We start from the raw sequence: 14045 nt of genomic DNA, 5'->3' as shown, positions 1-14045 counted from the left end.
TAGCTTTGAAACAACTAATTTTAAAAGATTTCATCGTCCAATGGAAATTTTTAATTTGGTACATACTGTATCCTATTTTCTTTTATATGGCTTTAACAGATACGAAAAATTTATTCATAATTATGTCAGTCATTTTTACAGTTATGGCAACCGTTAAAACATTTAATGAGGATAGTAAAAATGAGAGTGAAGTTATAGTAAATAGTTTACCAATATTGAAAAAAGAAATTGTGTTTGCAAAGTATATAGTAGCGATTATTATTCTTTTTATAAGCGTAACGGTCGGTTGTTTCACGATGGGAATGAAGAATGGGGTTAACCTATTTGAATTTATTGAAACGACAATGGTTGCTAGTATTAGCTTTATTTTAGTGTATTTAAGCTTTGTTTTACCAATATCGTTTTGGTTAGCATATAAAAAAACTATTTTTATTACGCTTTTCATACTAATAGCACCGATAGCAATTTGTTCAATGTTCTTTCAAATCAACCTGGAACAAATTCAATTATATAATAGCTTATTGTTCGTTAGTTCAATATGCATGTTCATAGCATCTGCATTCGTTTCAGTAAAAGTATATGAAAAAAGAGAATTTTAAAAGGTGCCTCATAAAAGGCACCTTATTCAATAACGACAATATGAAAGTAAGAGTTTATAAACAGAGAGGCTGTTTGGTACAACATCTTTTGGAGTATGTAATATAAAGCTGAAAACGATAACGAGAATGAGAAAGAGGAAAAATAAAAACAGGATCTGCTTATGTATAGAATTTTGCATATAACCCACTCCTTTTTTAGGTAGTATGTCCAAAAGAAAGAAGGATATGAAAAATTTTAGGAGGGAGAATGATGAACAAAAGAAAGTGGTTATATAGAATTGGGGTACTTTTATTTTCAATCGGTCTCATATTAGCAAATTTTTACTCGGATATACCACCGCCATTTCCTAATTTGCATAAAGGGATTGGTATGAGTATTGTCATAGCTGGTCTGCTTTGTCTGATCGCATCAAATTTCTATAGAAAATCAGAATGAATATAAAGTGAAACTTTAATCAGTGGGGGTTTTGTCCATCCCCACTGATTATTAGCCTTCACCAATCGGGCGTTTACGGGCAGTTGATTTCCCACCTAACTCCCTCGCATTCGCCGAATTTTGAGGTGGGGGTCTTACTGCCCGTTAATGCGGGATAAAAAAAGACAGTTACTTCTTTTCAGAAGAACTGTCCTTTTTAAATAACTTGTTCCATAGCTTGGCGATACTCCATATAATCACGATTGTAATGGAGGCAATAATTGACCAAGCGATAGATGCAATTTCAAGTGCCATGTTAGGAAGGAATGTAAGAATGGATAGTACTTTATGAAACAGCCATTCTATTATATGAAAACTTATTTGTAATAGAATGACGATCCCAAGTGTGATCCATGTTAAGATTTGTTTTCCTTTTTCTTTCCACATGACATTCACCTCACGTTAGCCTAATAATTTTAAGCCAACAGCACCGCATAGAATGCAGCTTAAGAAGGCAAGGCGACGCCAATCCGCTGACTCGCGGAAAATAAGAATACCGAGAAGTGCACTTCCAGCAGTTCCGATTCCAGTCCAAATTGCGTAAGCAGTTCCCATCGGTAATGTGTTCATTGCAAGAGATAAGAAGAAGAAGCTTACGCCAAAGTTAGCGATTAAAATAACTTTTGGTGCCCAGCCTTTCTTTTCAGTGGCTACTTTCATAAAGAGTACACCAACAATTTCACAAATACCAGCTAGAATTAAAAATACCCAAGCCATTTTATGCGGCCTCCTTCGCTTCTTTTTCTTCTGTTACTCGTTTTAAACCAATTACTCCGAAGAAGATTAAACCAATTAATAAAACTTTTACGATAGAGAAAGGTTCTCCGAAGATGAAAATCTCTGTAAGAACGATTCCACCAGCTCCAATTCCTGTAAAGACTGCGTATACAGTGCCGACAGGTAGATCTTTATATGCTCTAAATAATAAGACGAAACTAATTGTAATTAATAGAGCAACACCAGCCCACTCAAGTGGTGCCTCCGCTTTTTTAAGTCCAATAACCCAAAAGATTTCAATAATACCAGCTATGATTACATAAATCCATGCCATATGTCATTTCTCCTTCCTACCAGTCGTTAGGTAAAGGGCTTAAAAACGACGCATTGCAAAGGAGCAATCCGTCAGTTTGAAAGGCCGCGCCAAAATACTTTCCAAGAAGCTTCTAAACGTGTCTCAAAACGATTTAAACCTGCGTATAGTAGTTCAACCATAAGGCCGTCAAGTAAGCATAAAAAAGCCTCCAAAGCATCTTTTACTTCAATGTTATGCAGTTCATCTTGTTCGCTTGCTCTTTTAAACACAGGGAATAAAAGTTTTCCGACGTTTTCAATGTGTACATTCGCTTTATCAATAATTTGTTCGCGAAATGCATCCGGCGGAAAATAAGAAGTTCGTAACCAAAACATTGATTCTTCACTTTCACCAAATCGTTTTGCATAACCTTTTAACAGATTTACTAGCAATTCTTCAGTAGACGATTTTGAAAAATTTTCGATATCGTCAGTGAAGCTTTGTAAATCTTTTTGAAGAGCGGATTCTAAGCATGTAAAATATAGCTCTTCTTTTCCTTTAAAGTGTGCGTAAATCGATGGTTTTTTAATCCCAACTTCTTGAGCAATATTTGCTAATGAAGTTCCTTCGTAGCCGTAGCGTGCGAAATGAGAAAGTGCTACAGCTTTAATGCGGTTTGCTGTCATTTTCATCCCCTACCTACCGTTCGTTAGGTTCATTATATGAGATAAAAAATATAAAGTCAATAGGTGAAGAACTGAAAAAAGAGTGCTATGGTGGGCACTCTTTTCTAGACTGTTTTTCGCTCAATTAAATGGAATGAAAGTTCTTCTGAGTTTCCAATAATGTGTTCGTTTTGTATCTGTTTATGAAATAAAGAAAAAGCACGTGATCCCATTGTGAGCCCGGGATGCTCAATAGTTGTAATTTCTAATGCTTTTGAAATTTCATGGTTATCAAATCCCAGGATAGCGAGGTCTTCAGGTATGCGAATGCCATGTTTTTTTGCCTCTGTTAATAAACCAGCAGCTACTTGATCGTTCGCTGTGAAAATAGCGGTTGGACGATTTTTCATGTTTAAAATACGATGAAGTATTTTTGCCCCGTCCTGCATCGTATAACATTGATGGAAAATCCAATCAGGGTATACTGTTTTTCCTTCGTGACGAAGAGTATCGGCGAAAGCTTTTTCACGCTCGATTGAATTAACACTTGTTTTTCTTGCTAAACAAATGCCGATTTTTTCATGACCTTTACTGAGTAAATAGGAAGTACCAAGGCGGAATCCTTCGTAATGATCTACATAGACAGATGAAATGAGGGGATGGTTCATTTTTTCACATGAAATAATAGGGGCAAATTTTGCGAACGGTTCAATTTGTTCCCATGAACTCGTGCGAGAGCAAATAATCATCCCGTCAAATTGCTTCATTTTCATCATTTCAAGAACGCGAATTTCTTCAATACTATCGTAATTCGTTTGGCATAAATTAATATGATATCCAGCTGCTAACGCTTCGTTTCCGATTCCTTCAATGATCGTGCTAAAGTACGGAAGATTAATAAAAGGTAGCATAACGCCAATTGTATATGTTTTACCCTTTATTAAATGGATAGCATTTATATTTTTTGCATAGTTCAATTCTTCAACTGCATCTAAAACACGCTTACGTTTTTCCTCTTTTACGTAAGGATGATTATTAAGGACACGAGAAACAGTTGATATAGATACACCAGCAGTTTTTGCAATTTGTTTTATATTGGCCATATGTATCACCTCTTTACTTAATTATAAGAGGAAAATAATAAGAATGAAAAAAATCTTGACCTGAAAAGCTTTTCACAATCTATGTTATAAGCATGACTTCTGTTGTTCGCGTAACCTTTTTATTTGGGCGTAAGAATAGCGAGGTCTTTTTTGTATGTCTGCAAAGAATTTTTGTCAAAATGTGTGAGAATAACGTGGAAAGTTTTCGGAGGAGGCGTTTGGTAACGAAGCGAATAGAAGAGAGTATAAACGCTTCGCTCGTTAAGAGAGCGGTATGAAAGGGCGGAAACAAATTGAAAAAAGGAATCATTTGTTTCGTGTTTTCTAGTGTAATACTTAGCTCATGTTCATTTCAGCAAACGATGCAAGAAGAAAAAACATTTGTAGGAACAACAGGAGGGGCTAAGGACCGTGTTACTGATCCGATTCCCCTAAAGGAACTTCCAAAATATTTTCCGGAAAAGTTTAAAGTTCCAACGTTTTTACCTTATGACATTACGAGTGATGTGAAGGGAGAGGTAAGAACGATGGGAAAGAAGAATGCTGTCTTAACGATTAAATATAAGCAACAAGAGAAAGGAAGGCACGATTATATAGAATTAACAGTGGCCAACTTTTCTTACAGTTTTCCATACCTCGTAGAAGAGAATCGATTTCAAGAACAAATGAAATTGAATAATGGAGCACCTGCTTATTTTAAAAATAAGGATGATTACGAGAGAGGGGACGAATTTGCTACGCTTATATGGAAAGAGAAGGGGATTGAATATCAGCTATTATATCGTAATGTAGATGAGAAAGATGAAGGTGTGATTAAACAAAATCTGCTGTACATTGCGAACGATATGGAATGAAAAAACTAGCTGTATCGTGCAGCTAGTTTTTTGTATATTATTTCTTTTTAATTTTTCCTGACCAAGATTTAAATCCACCTTTTAATTGGTAGAAATCTGTGTAGCCTTGTTTTTTTAAGTATTGAGCTGCACGACCTGTACGGAATCCGCTTTGGCAATATAAATAAACCGGTTGATCTTGGCGAAGTTCTTTGTGGCGAAGGCGAATTTGTGATAATGGAATGTTACGTGCACCTAAAATATGTCCCGCGTTAAATTCATCCGCTTCGCGAATATCGATAAGCTGTGCTTTACGGTAGCCAGCGCGAAATTCATCTTCTGAAAGTGTTTTAATTAATTTTTTCTGATAGAAATACATCCATACAGTGTAGCCGATGAATGCTGCAATTGCGGCTAGTATAATAATCAAGTTTGTTGACACGATTCTATCGCTCCCTTTTTTCTTATCCTACTTTCAATATTATAATGCCCATATGTATTTATGCAACAGATTCATTTGTATATAAGAAGAAATTTCGTATTCTTTCACAAATTTTGTCGAATTTGGTAGACTAGAGAATGTGAAAAATAATTGGTTATATGAGGTGCAGGATGGGAAAAGAAAAATGGTGTTATATTAACTCTGGTCAATGTTCACCAGCATTTAATATGGCGTTAGATGAATGTTTATTAAATTGGCAAAGTGCAAAGAAAATGTCACCAACAATTCGTTTTTATGAATGGGAAGTACCAACATTAACAGTCGGGTATTTCCAGCGTGTTGAAAAAGATATAAATATGGATGTAGTTAACGAAAAGAAATATGGATTCGTTCGTCGTCAAACAGGCGGCAGGGGTGTACTACATGACAAAGAATTAACGTACAGTGTTATTGTGTCTGAAGATCATCCGAATATGCCAAAAACAGTTACAGAAGCATACCGAATTATTTCGCAAGGCTTATTGGACGGTTTTAAGGCATTAGGATTAGAAGCGTATTATGCAGTTCCGAAAACAGAAGCGGATCGTGAGAATTTAAAAAATCCGCGTTCAGGAGTATGTTTTGATGCACCATCTTGGTATGAGATTGTAGTTGAAGGAAGAAAAATCGCGGGTAGTGCCCAAACACGTCAAAAAGGTGTTATCTTGCAACACGGTTCTATTCCGTTAGAAATAGATTTAGATGAGTTATACGACCTATTTTTATTCCCAAATGAGCGAGTAAAAGAGCGTATGAAAAACATGTTTTCTTCTAAAGCGGTAGCGATTAATGAATTAACAGACCGCACATTTACGATTGAACAGTTAATTAAAGCGTTTGAAACTGGATTTGAAAAAGGTTTAGATATAGAGCTTGTGCCGTATGAACTAACAGAAGAACAGCTTCATGAAGTTCAAACTTTAGCAAAAGAGAAGTATGAAAGTAATGAATGGAATTATAAAAAATAAGGAGATGGCGACCGCCATCTCCTTATTTTTATAGTAAATTAAGTACTTTTTCTACTTTGATTCCTTTATCTTGTAAAGAACGAAGGCGATTTACAACGTCCATAATTTCTTTGTCGAATGTAACGCTAATACCTTGGCTTTGTAGCTCTTTTTTTAATCCTTCAATAGAATCATCTATGTCGATGCCAAGCTCGTAATCTTGACAAACTTCAATTGTCTTTTTCACAAGTTTAACATAATTTTCTTGTAGTTTTGTATTTGTTTCAGTCAAAGCAGGTTGCTTCGGTTTTACAGGAGTAACCGGTGCTGTCTCTTGCTTTGTAACTGGAGTAGGTACTGCTTTTTTCACAGGTGCTGGAGTAGATAGTTCTATAGCTGCTTCAACACTTACTGACTTCGGCGTTGGTACCGGAGTAGGTTTAGGTGCAGCAGGTGTTTCTACTCGCGTAATAGGCTTTGGAGTAGGTGTAACTGCTTTTGGAGCTTCTACAACTACTTCTTTTTTCGGAGTAGCTTCTACAACTGTTTCTTCTTGCTCAGCAGCTTCTTTATTTTCTTTGCTCCACATAACGCGTTCAACTTCTAGAGAAACATTATTTTTGTTCATCGCTGTTAATGTAACTTTACCAACCTCAGCGTTCCCAGTGAAATCAACAATTTTATAAATAACACTCTTGTTCCAATCCACGTTTCCGCTCAAAAATAATTCTTCGTTACATTTCGGCGTTAAGCCCTCGATTTTAATTTCTGCGTTTACACCGTTTTCACTGTATACCATAATTAGCGAAGCATTTACATCTTCGTCTGCTAACATTAGTTCACGTACCATTTTGCCGGTGCGTACTTGCGTTTTCTTCTTAACTGACATCTAATTTCTCCTCTCAAAAATTCAGTAATAATAAAAAAATCGTATAACGAAAAATAATTGCTCACGAAGATTTATGATACCGATAATAAAAGCATCACGTCAACAATTAACTTTAATTATTTTGCATTTTTCTTATTTTCTTTATGAAATTTTTCAATTTGTAAAATTAGACAGAAGAAAAACAGCCGTTTGAAAGGCTGTTAAAATTTAGATGTTTTATATAAAAATTTGTACAGAATATAAAAAGAAAGTGTAACAAGAGCACCTTGCCAAATAGACAAATTATAAAATAAGTATGGTTGTGTTTTAAAAAATACGTTTGAAAAAACTGATAAGATAAAAGGTATAAACACTGATAATAAGAGGAGTGCTTTTTGTTTCCAGGAAACCAGTATTGTAAAAGAAAAACGTCTGAATAACGAAAAAGTTATGAAAGAACCAATTGTTAAAACGATAGCAGATAATATTGTTCCGGGAATACTAAATGGAATTCCTAAGTGATTTGTATCTGTAAATAGTTTTTGCATAAGAGTAGTAAATGTATCGTATCCAATTTGAATAGCTAACAATAAACTAACTGCAAACCCAATAACGGCGGCTTGTTGGAAAAGATTTTGATGTTCTGAAGAATTAATTAATTCATCACAGTAAGCTTTTAAATCTTCTCCGAAAATATCATGAGCATTTTTATCATCTTCTTGTGCTTCTAAAAGATGGTCTAATATTTCTAATAGCAGTTCTTCCATTTGCTTTTGCGGAACGCTAGTAAAGCGTAAATAAATAAGCATATCACCATAAGCAGCTTCGTTTTCAGGTGTTAATAATTTTCTTTTTTCATTGTTTAACTTAACCATTTCTTTTTCGGTCATAACCTCGTTACTCCTTTTTAAATTCTAAGTATTCTTTTTTGAAGAAAAGTTTATATAGTGCATAGCAAGAGATGGCAAGTAAAGCGCCAATCCAAGGTGAAATTTGCAAAGTAGTATAGGGCTTTTTTATAAATAAAAAGGAAATACCGATTAATAGTATCCATAGGCTATGGCGTATTAAAAAACTTCCTATATGCCTCCAAATAGTTGTTGTGTTTTTAAATAAATCAGTGTTAATAAAATCGAAAATAAAACGTATCATAAGATGTACCGACAAGATAAATGCGAGCAGATAAATGAAATCAATGTGTACAAATTTAAAACGTGCTTCATTTGAAAATAAGGGAAATACCAATGCAATTACGGAAGAAATAGCAAAGTATATTGCTAACAGGTAACTAGTTATAAATAAAGGAATCGATAATTGTTCCCATAAACTTTGCTTCGGTAGAGCAGCAATTAGCTCGTCACAGTACGCCTGTAAGTCGTCGCCAAAAATGTCATAAGCACTTTTTTCTTCTTGCTGGGCTTCAATAAGGTGATCTAGAATTTCAATTAGCAGTTCTTCTGCTTGGTACTCTGGCACTTTAGCTAGGCGGATGTATATTAACATGTCACTATAGGGGGTTTCATTTTCTGCATTTAATAATTTACGCTTTTGATTATTTAATTCGATTAAATCTTTCGCCTTCATCCCTATCACTCCCCTTGTAATAAGTTGTTTACCGTCGTTGAAACCATTCCCCAACTTTTTTTAAATTCTTCAAGTTGTTCTAATCCCTTATCAGTTACGTGATAATATTTTCGCTTCGGTCCAAGAGAGGAAGCCTTTAATGTACCTTCAATAAGTTTCTCTTTTTGCATGCGTAACAATAAAGGATAGATGCTTCCTTCACTTACGAATGTAAAGCCGTGTTTATTTAATTTTGTACTTAGTTCATATCCGTACACTTCTTCTTGTGAAATGATATATAGAATGCAACCTTCTAGTACACCTTTTAACATTTGGCTGTGCATGATTTCACCACCTTTTATCCAGGTAACTTGCCTTGCAAGGTAGCTGTTATCCGAATTATAACAGTCAGTAACTTGCAACGCAAGTTACTGAAGTGGAAAACTTTAATCTGTGTTAATTTTCATGTGCTTCCCATACTAATGAGAGGAGGGAAGCACATGAAACCATTTATGCCAAAACTCGTTTACTTTGAACCGAGGGCACTCGAATATCCGCTTGGAAAAGAGCTTTATGAGAAGTTTACGAAGATGGGATTAGAAATCCGTGAAACGACATCACACAATCAAATTAGAAATTTTCCAGGGGAAAATGAATTGCAAAAGTATCGTAATGCAAAAGCAACACTTGTCGTTGGGGTGAGGAAGACGTTAAAGTTCGATACATCAAAACCTTCAGCTGAATATGCAATTCCGCTTGCAACAGGGTGTATGGGACATTGTCATTATTGCTATTTGCAAACGACACTTGGGAGTAAACCTTACGTAAGGGTGTATGTGAATCTAGATGAAATCTTTGAGAAGGCAAAGCAATATATGGATGAAAGGGCCCCTGAAATAACAAGATTTGAAGCGGCGTGTACATCAGACATCGTTGGAATTGATCATTTGACACATGCATTAAAGCGGGCGATAGAGTTTATCGGAGAAAGTGAACATGGACGTTTACGCTTCGTTACCAAATATTCGCATGTTGATCATTTATTAGATGCAAAGCATAATGGGAAAACGCGTTTTCGATTTAGTATTAATTCACGTTATGTTATTAAAAATTTTGAACCAGGGACATCGCCATTTGAAGAGCGAATTGAGGCTGCTCGTAAAGTAGCGGGGGCTAATTATCCTCTTGGCTTTATTGTTGCGCCAATCTATATGCATGAAGGGTGGGAAGAAGGGTACCGTGAATTGTTTGACCGATTGTACAATGCGTTAAAAGACATGACGATACCAAATTTAACGTTCGAATTAATTCAACATCGTTTTACGAAACCAGCCAAAAAAGTCATTCAAGAACGTTATCCGAATACGAAACTTGAAATGGATGAAGAGAAGCGGAAATATAAATGGGGACGATACGGTATTGGGAAATACGTATATCAAAAGGATGATGTGGAAGTATTAGAAGAAACAATACGAGGTTATATATATGAGTATTTTCCCGATGCAGAAATTCAATATTTTACATAAGGGGAATCTGGATTCTTTTTTTGTTTTATATATTTAGGCTCGTTTCCACCTTGTCACGTTATTCTTTCTGGTGTATCATTTTATTGATTGCTTCGTACGGAATAAGCAAAATGAAATTGGATGGAGGAAACCGATGCCTACCCCTAGTATGGAAGATTATATTGAACAAATTTATTTGTTGATTGATGAAAAGGGTTATGCCCGTGTATCTGATATTGCTGAAGCGCTTAGTGTACATCCATCCTCTGTAACAAAAATGGTACAAAAATTAGACAAAGACGAATATCTAATTTATGAAAAATATAGAGGGCTTGTATTAACATCAAAAGGTAAAAAAATCGGAGAACGTCTCGTATATCGTCATGAATTGTTAGAACAGTTTATGCGCATTATCGGTGTGGATGAAAGCAAAATTTATAATGATGTAGAAGGAATTGAACATCATTTAAGTTGGGAATCAATTGACCGTATCGGTGATTTAGTACAATACTTTGAACAAGATGAAGTTCGAGTAAAAACACTTCGTGGTGTTCAAAAAGCAAATGAAGAGAAAAGTAATTAAGGGGAACGTGTGGCGTTTCCTTTTTTATTTCAATCGAAAAGGACGGGAGAATAATGAAAGCAATTATTTTTGATTTTGATGGATTAATTGTGGACACAGAAACAATATGGTTTCACTCTTTCAGAGATGCTGTTCGTGAATACGGCGGTGAGTTACCTTTAGAGGAATTTGCAAAATGTATTGGAACGACAGATGAAGTGCTTTATGCATATTTAAAAGAGCAATTAAAAGAAAAATTTAACGAGCATGCATTAAAGGGAAAAGTAACAACTTTACATAAAGAGAAAATGAAAATACCAAAAGCGCGTGACGGGGTAAAAGAATATTTAGAAGAAGCGAAAGAACTTGGATTGAAAATCGCATTGGCCTCTAGTTCATCTAGGGAGTGGGTCGTTCGTTTTTTAGAAGAGCTACAAATTAGAGATTATTTTGAAGTGATTAAAACGCGAGAAGATGTAGAGAAGGTAAAACCAGATCCAGCTCTTTATAAAGTTACGATAGAAGAATTAGGAATTGAACCATCAGAAGCTGTTGTATTTGAAGATTCATTAAATGGATTGAAAGCAGCGGTGGCAGCAGGATTAAAGTGTGTCGTCGTACCTAATGATGTGACAAGAAATTTGCAATTTGAAAACCATCACCTTCGTATCGAAAGTATGAAAGAGAAAAGTTTGAAAGAAGTGCTTCAACATATAAAGTGAAACTTTAATCAGTAGGGTTTTTCGCATCTTCCACTGATTATTAGCCCCGCACCAACCGGGATAAAAAAAGACCGTATTTCCTAAAAGGAAGCACGGTCTTTCTTTTTGTTTTTTTTACCTTCAATGACAGTTAAATGAGATTGTTTTCTTTTTCTTTTCAACGATGGAGAATTACCCTTTTTCCCCTTGTCATCAGAAGCATTTCGTTTCAAGAAAGAATTGCTTAGGGGTGCTACATTTTGTTTCCCGTGTTTGCGGTTCGATTGTTTCGCTGCACGCTTATATGAGCTTTGCGAATTTGCAGAACCACTAGAGTTTGTAAACATTTTGTAGAGTAAGTAAAAGATACCGACGACAGCTAACATGATACCAATGTTTTTCAATACTTCCATTGGATTTGTAATAACAGATGAAACAAGGCCGAATATTGCCAATCCGATAATAAGCACAAATATAGCGAATGTAAACGAACGACCGTTCATAAGGGACACCTCCTAAAAACATATATTAAAATTAGTATATTAACGATGAGGAAAGGAGTTGAACACCATTTTTAAATAATTATTGTTTGTTTTCTAAACGTAATAATTCTTCAAACGATGCGATTGCAACTTCCGCTTGATCATCTGTTGGTTCTTTCGTTGTTAATAGTTGCAGCCATAATCCTGGATATCCAAGTACTCGTAAAACAGGGACATCTCGTAATCGATTGGTAAATTGTAATACTTCAAAAGAAATACCGAGAACAACTGGAATTAATAAAATTCGGTTTACTACCCTTGCCCAAAGTGGATCTGTAGGGACGAGGAAATAGACAAACATTCCAATAATGACTGTAAATATAATAAAGCTACTGCCACAGCGATAATGGAGGCGAGTTTGCTTTTGAACATTTTCTACAGTCAGTGGAAGATTATTCTCATAAGCATTGATTACTTTATGTTCCGCACCGTGGTACTGAAATACCCGCTTAATAAGTGGGGTTAAAGAAATGAAGTATATATAGCTCAATAATAGCATGAGCTTAATGACACTTTCGACAATGATTTGCCCTGTATGAGATGGGAAAATCGGTCTCGTTAATTCAGCTAAAAGTGCAGGAACTGCTGTGAAAATTACTTTACCGAATATGAACGATAAAACGCCAACTGCTGCAACTCCTAATACCATCGTTAATTTTGATTGTTCTTCTTTTTTATTTGCAAGTCGTTCATCTTCTTCTGGGTGGACATCAAATCGTTCTGAAGCAAAGTTTAAATGTTTCGCTCCGTTCGCACTTGCATCCACAATAGCGGCAATACCTCGTAAAAATGGAATTTTCTTTAATAGAGACAATGCTTTATTACGAACGCGTGGTAAACGATAAAATTCAATCGATTTATCTTTACGACGAACCGCTGTAACAGTATATTCTCTACCGCCAAACATAACTCCTTCTATGACTGCCTGCCCGCCATATATTTGTTTTGACTCTTCTGCCATGTTAACACCAACCTGTATTTGTTTCTCTCTTATGTAGAAAAAGAGGCAATTGTCATACTTGGTTTTGTCATCTTGAAATAAGACAATCACCGAGTTTCCTTTATTTTATCGACAAATACAGGCAGATGACAAGGGAAAATGTTACGAGAGTCGGACATTTCTTATTCTTTTTATAGACAAATTTTGCAGGATTTAAACATGCCTCAAAATAGTTTCGGGCATACTAGTGTGCGGAGGTGTCAATGTGAATCAAGAACAATCAACAATAAGAAACTTTGTACAAATTGGTTTATTTGGTGGCTTATTTTGGGGAGGTATATGGTATTTCCTTCATATATTCTCATTTACAGAAGCTGGACCTAACTATTTACTTTTACCGTTTGCATTTGGAGATTGGAAAGAAGGGGTTTGGGGAAATGTACTAGGTATCGTTTGTATGGGACTTCTTTCAATTTTAGTGGCATTTCTCTATAAAGCCCTTTTTAAAAAGTTTGAAGGAGTATTCCCTGGCGTACTATACGGTTTGTTTTGGTGGGCATTATTATTTTTGGGGATGGGGCTAATGGCACCTGTTATTAAAAGTGCACTCCATTTACCGAAAGAAACAATTGTAACGACAATATGTATCTTTATATTATATGGTGTTTTTATTTCCTATTCTGTAGCATTCGAATCGAATAATACAAATAGAGGAGAAGGGGTCGAGAAGACAAACTATTCAAATAAGTGATTCCTATGTTAAAATGTCGTATAGACATTTTTTAATATTAAGGAGTTTTAAGAAAATGAAAAAGTTACTCCTCGTAAATGGTCCTAACCTAAATCGCCTTGGCGTTAGGGAAGTAAATGTATACGGAAAAGGAACGTTAGCGACGCTTGAAACAGATATGAAACACGAAGCAGAGAAAATGGGAGTGGAGTTAGAATGTTTCCAATCGAATCATGAAGGTGCTATTATCGATCGTCTTCATGAGGCTGAAGATATATATGAAGGGATCATTTTAAATCCTGGAGCATTTACGCATTATAGCTATGCGATTCGAGATGCAATTGCGAGCATTTCGATTCCAGTTATTGAAGTACATATTTCTAACATTCATCAGCGTGAGTCGTTTCGTCATGAATCTGTGACAGCGGCTGTTTGTGCGGGACAAATTGTTGGATTTGGTTTTTATGGTTATAAGCTAGCGTTATTTGCATTAATGGAGAAATTGAGGGAGGCATAAAG

Annotated in this window: 21 protein-coding genes; 9 read left to right on the top strand and 12 right to left on the bottom strand. The window is 35.5% G+C overall.

Translation table 11 applies throughout. The annotated features are described in order from the left end of the window. Positions 1 to 5: 5 nt before the first annotated feature. Both NSS97_RS21500 and NSS97_RS21495 read left to right on the top strand, forming a co-directional pair. Positions 6 to 599 (top strand): ABC-2 transporter permease, encoded by a 594-nt coding sequence (locus tag NSS97_RS21500; RefSeq protein WP_107886355.1) that lies wholly within the window; start codon positions 6 to 8, stop codon positions 597 to 599. Between the two features lie 250 nt (positions 600 to 849). Next, on the top strand, positions 850 to 1035 hold the full coding sequence (locus tag NSS97_RS21495) for a hypothetical protein (protein ID WP_131929150.1): 186 nt from the start codon (positions 850 to 852) through the stop codon (positions 1033 to 1035). A 168-nt stretch (positions 1036 to 1203) separates the two neighbouring features. On the opposite strand, the gene NSS97_RS21490 is transcribed toward NSS97_RS21495, so the two are convergent. From NSS97_RS21490 to NSS97_RS21470, 5 genes are all read right to left on the bottom strand, one after another. Further along, positions 1204 to 1461 (bottom strand): DUF3975 family protein, encoded by a 258-nt coding sequence (locus NSS97_RS21490; protein ID WP_044442625.1) that lies wholly within the window; start codon positions 1459 to 1461, stop codon positions 1204 to 1206. Between the two features lie 15 nt (positions 1462 to 1476). Next, positions 1477 to 1791, bottom strand: coding sequence for a DMT family transporter (locus tag NSS97_RS21485; RefSeq protein ID WP_002015033.1), 315 nt, complete (start codon positions 1789 to 1791; stop codon positions 1477 to 1479). 1 nt (position 1792) lies between these two features. Further along, on the bottom strand, positions 1793 to 2125 hold the full coding sequence (locus tag NSS97_RS21480) for a DMT family transporter (RefSeq protein WP_000312339.1): 333 nt from the start codon (positions 2123 to 2125) through the stop codon (positions 1793 to 1795). 71 nt (positions 2126 to 2196) lie between these two features. Continuing rightward, the gene (locus NSS97_RS21475; RefSeq protein ID WP_002034003.1) at positions 2197 to 2778 is read right to left on the bottom strand and encodes a TetR/AcrR family transcriptional regulator; all 582 of its coding nucleotides are present in this window, start codon (positions 2776 to 2778) and stop codon (positions 2197 to 2199) included. A gap of 98 nt (positions 2779 to 2876) precedes the next feature. Next, positions 2877 to 3854 carry a LacI family DNA-binding transcriptional regulator gene (locus NSS97_RS21470; RefSeq protein ID WP_341114000.1) on the bottom strand — a complete coding sequence of 326 codons (978 nt, stop codon included), beginning with the start codon at positions 3852 to 3854 and terminating at the stop codon, positions 2877 to 2879. A gap of 317 nt (positions 3855 to 4171) precedes the next feature. Here NSS97_RS21470 and NSS97_RS21465 point away from each other — a divergent pair, with 317 nt between their 5' ends. Further along, positions 4172 to 4708, top strand: a complete 537-nt coding sequence (locus NSS97_RS21465) for a hypothetical protein (protein WP_044442986.1) — start codon at positions 4172 to 4174, stop codon at positions 4706 to 4708. Between the two features lie 37 nt (positions 4709 to 4745). On the opposite strand, the gene NSS97_RS21460 is transcribed toward NSS97_RS21465, so the two are convergent. Next, complete coding sequence (locus NSS97_RS21460) at positions 4746 to 5129, bottom strand: rhodanese-like domain-containing protein (RefSeq protein WP_002015038.1); 384 nt, start codon at positions 5127 to 5129, stop codon at positions 4746 to 4748. A gap of 170 nt (positions 5130 to 5299) precedes the next feature. Between NSS97_RS21460 and NSS97_RS21455 the strand changes: the two genes are divergently transcribed. Then, on the top strand, positions 5300 to 6136 hold the full coding sequence (locus NSS97_RS21455) for a lipoate--protein ligase family protein (RefSeq protein WP_002015039.1): 837 nt from the start codon (positions 5300 to 5302) through the stop codon (positions 6134 to 6136). A 28-nt stretch (positions 6137 to 6164) separates the two neighbouring features. Here the strand turns inward: NSS97_RS21455 and NSS97_RS21450 are convergent, their stop codons facing one another. The 4 genes from NSS97_RS21450 to NSS97_RS21435 form a co-directional block, all read right to left on the bottom strand. Continuing rightward, positions 6165 to 7004, bottom strand: coding sequence for a hypothetical protein (locus NSS97_RS21450; protein ID WP_107886359.1), 840 nt, complete (start codon positions 7002 to 7004; stop codon positions 6165 to 6167). Positions 7005 to 7204: 200 nt separating this feature from the next. Then, complete coding sequence (locus tag NSS97_RS21445) at positions 7205 to 7873, bottom strand: DUF1048 domain-containing protein (RefSeq protein ID WP_085312332.1); 669 nt, start codon at positions 7871 to 7873, stop codon at positions 7205 to 7207. Positions 7874 to 7880: 7 nt separating this feature from the next. Beyond that, entirely contained in the window at positions 7881 to 8567 is a 687-nt protein-coding gene (locus tag NSS97_RS21440) for a DUF1129 family protein (protein ID WP_341113994.1), read from the bottom strand. 5 nt (positions 8568 to 8572) lie between these two features. After that, positions 8573 to 8890 carry a PadR family transcriptional regulator gene (locus tag NSS97_RS21435; RefSeq protein WP_000556081.1) on the bottom strand — a complete coding sequence of 106 codons (318 nt, stop codon included), beginning with the start codon at positions 8888 to 8890 and terminating at the stop codon, positions 8573 to 8575. 156 nt (positions 8891 to 9046) lie between these two features. Between NSS97_RS21435 and splB the strand changes: the two genes are divergently transcribed. From splB to NSS97_RS21420, 3 genes are all read left to right on the top strand, one after another. Continuing rightward, positions 9047 to 10072 (top strand): spore photoproduct lyase, encoded by a 1026-nt coding sequence (gene splB, locus NSS97_RS21430; RefSeq protein ID WP_341113992.1) that lies wholly within the window; start codon positions 9047 to 9049, stop codon positions 10070 to 10072. Positions 10073 to 10205: 133 nt separating this feature from the next. After that, positions 10206 to 10634 carry a transcriptional regulator MntR gene (gene mntR / locus NSS97_RS21425; protein WP_002143106.1) on the top strand — a complete coding sequence of 143 codons (429 nt, stop codon included), beginning with the start codon at positions 10206 to 10208 and terminating at the stop codon, positions 10632 to 10634. Positions 10635 to 10687: 53 nt separating this feature from the next. Then, complete coding sequence (locus NSS97_RS21420; RefSeq protein WP_002111771.1) at positions 10688 to 11335, top strand: HAD family hydrolase; 648 nt, start codon at positions 10688 to 10690, stop codon at positions 11333 to 11335. 80 nt (positions 11336 to 11415) lie between these two features. Here NSS97_RS21420 and NSS97_RS21415 read toward each other — a convergent pair whose 3' ends face one another. Further along, entirely contained in the window at positions 11416 to 11817 is a 402-nt protein-coding gene (locus NSS97_RS21415; protein WP_002015046.1) for an SA1362 family protein, read from the bottom strand. Positions 11818 to 11896: 79 nt separating this feature from the next. Beyond that, entirely contained in the window at positions 11897 to 12817 is a 921-nt protein-coding gene (locus tag NSS97_RS21410; RefSeq protein ID WP_341113990.1) for a DUF1385 domain-containing protein, read from the bottom strand. A gap of 244 nt (positions 12818 to 13061) precedes the next feature. On the opposite strand from NSS97_RS21410, the gene NSS97_RS21405 reads away from it, so the two are divergent. Next, entirely contained in the window at positions 13062 to 13547 is a 486-nt protein-coding gene (locus NSS97_RS21405) for a YqhR family membrane protein (RefSeq protein ID WP_002015048.1), read from the top strand. 55 nt (positions 13548 to 13602) lie between these two features. After that, on the top strand, positions 13603 to 14043 hold the full coding sequence (gene aroQ / locus NSS97_RS21400) for a type II 3-dehydroquinate dehydratase (protein WP_002015049.1): 441 nt from the start codon (positions 13603 to 13605) through the stop codon (positions 14041 to 14043). Positions 14044 to 14045: the final 2 nt, after the last annotated feature.

The organism is Bacillus sp. FSL R12-0074 (assembly GCF_038005725.1).
GTDB lineage: Bacteria > Bacillota > Bacilli > Bacillales > Bacillaceae_G > Bacillus_A > Bacillus_A mycoides.
This window is presented reverse-complemented; position numbering and strand designations above follow the sequence as displayed.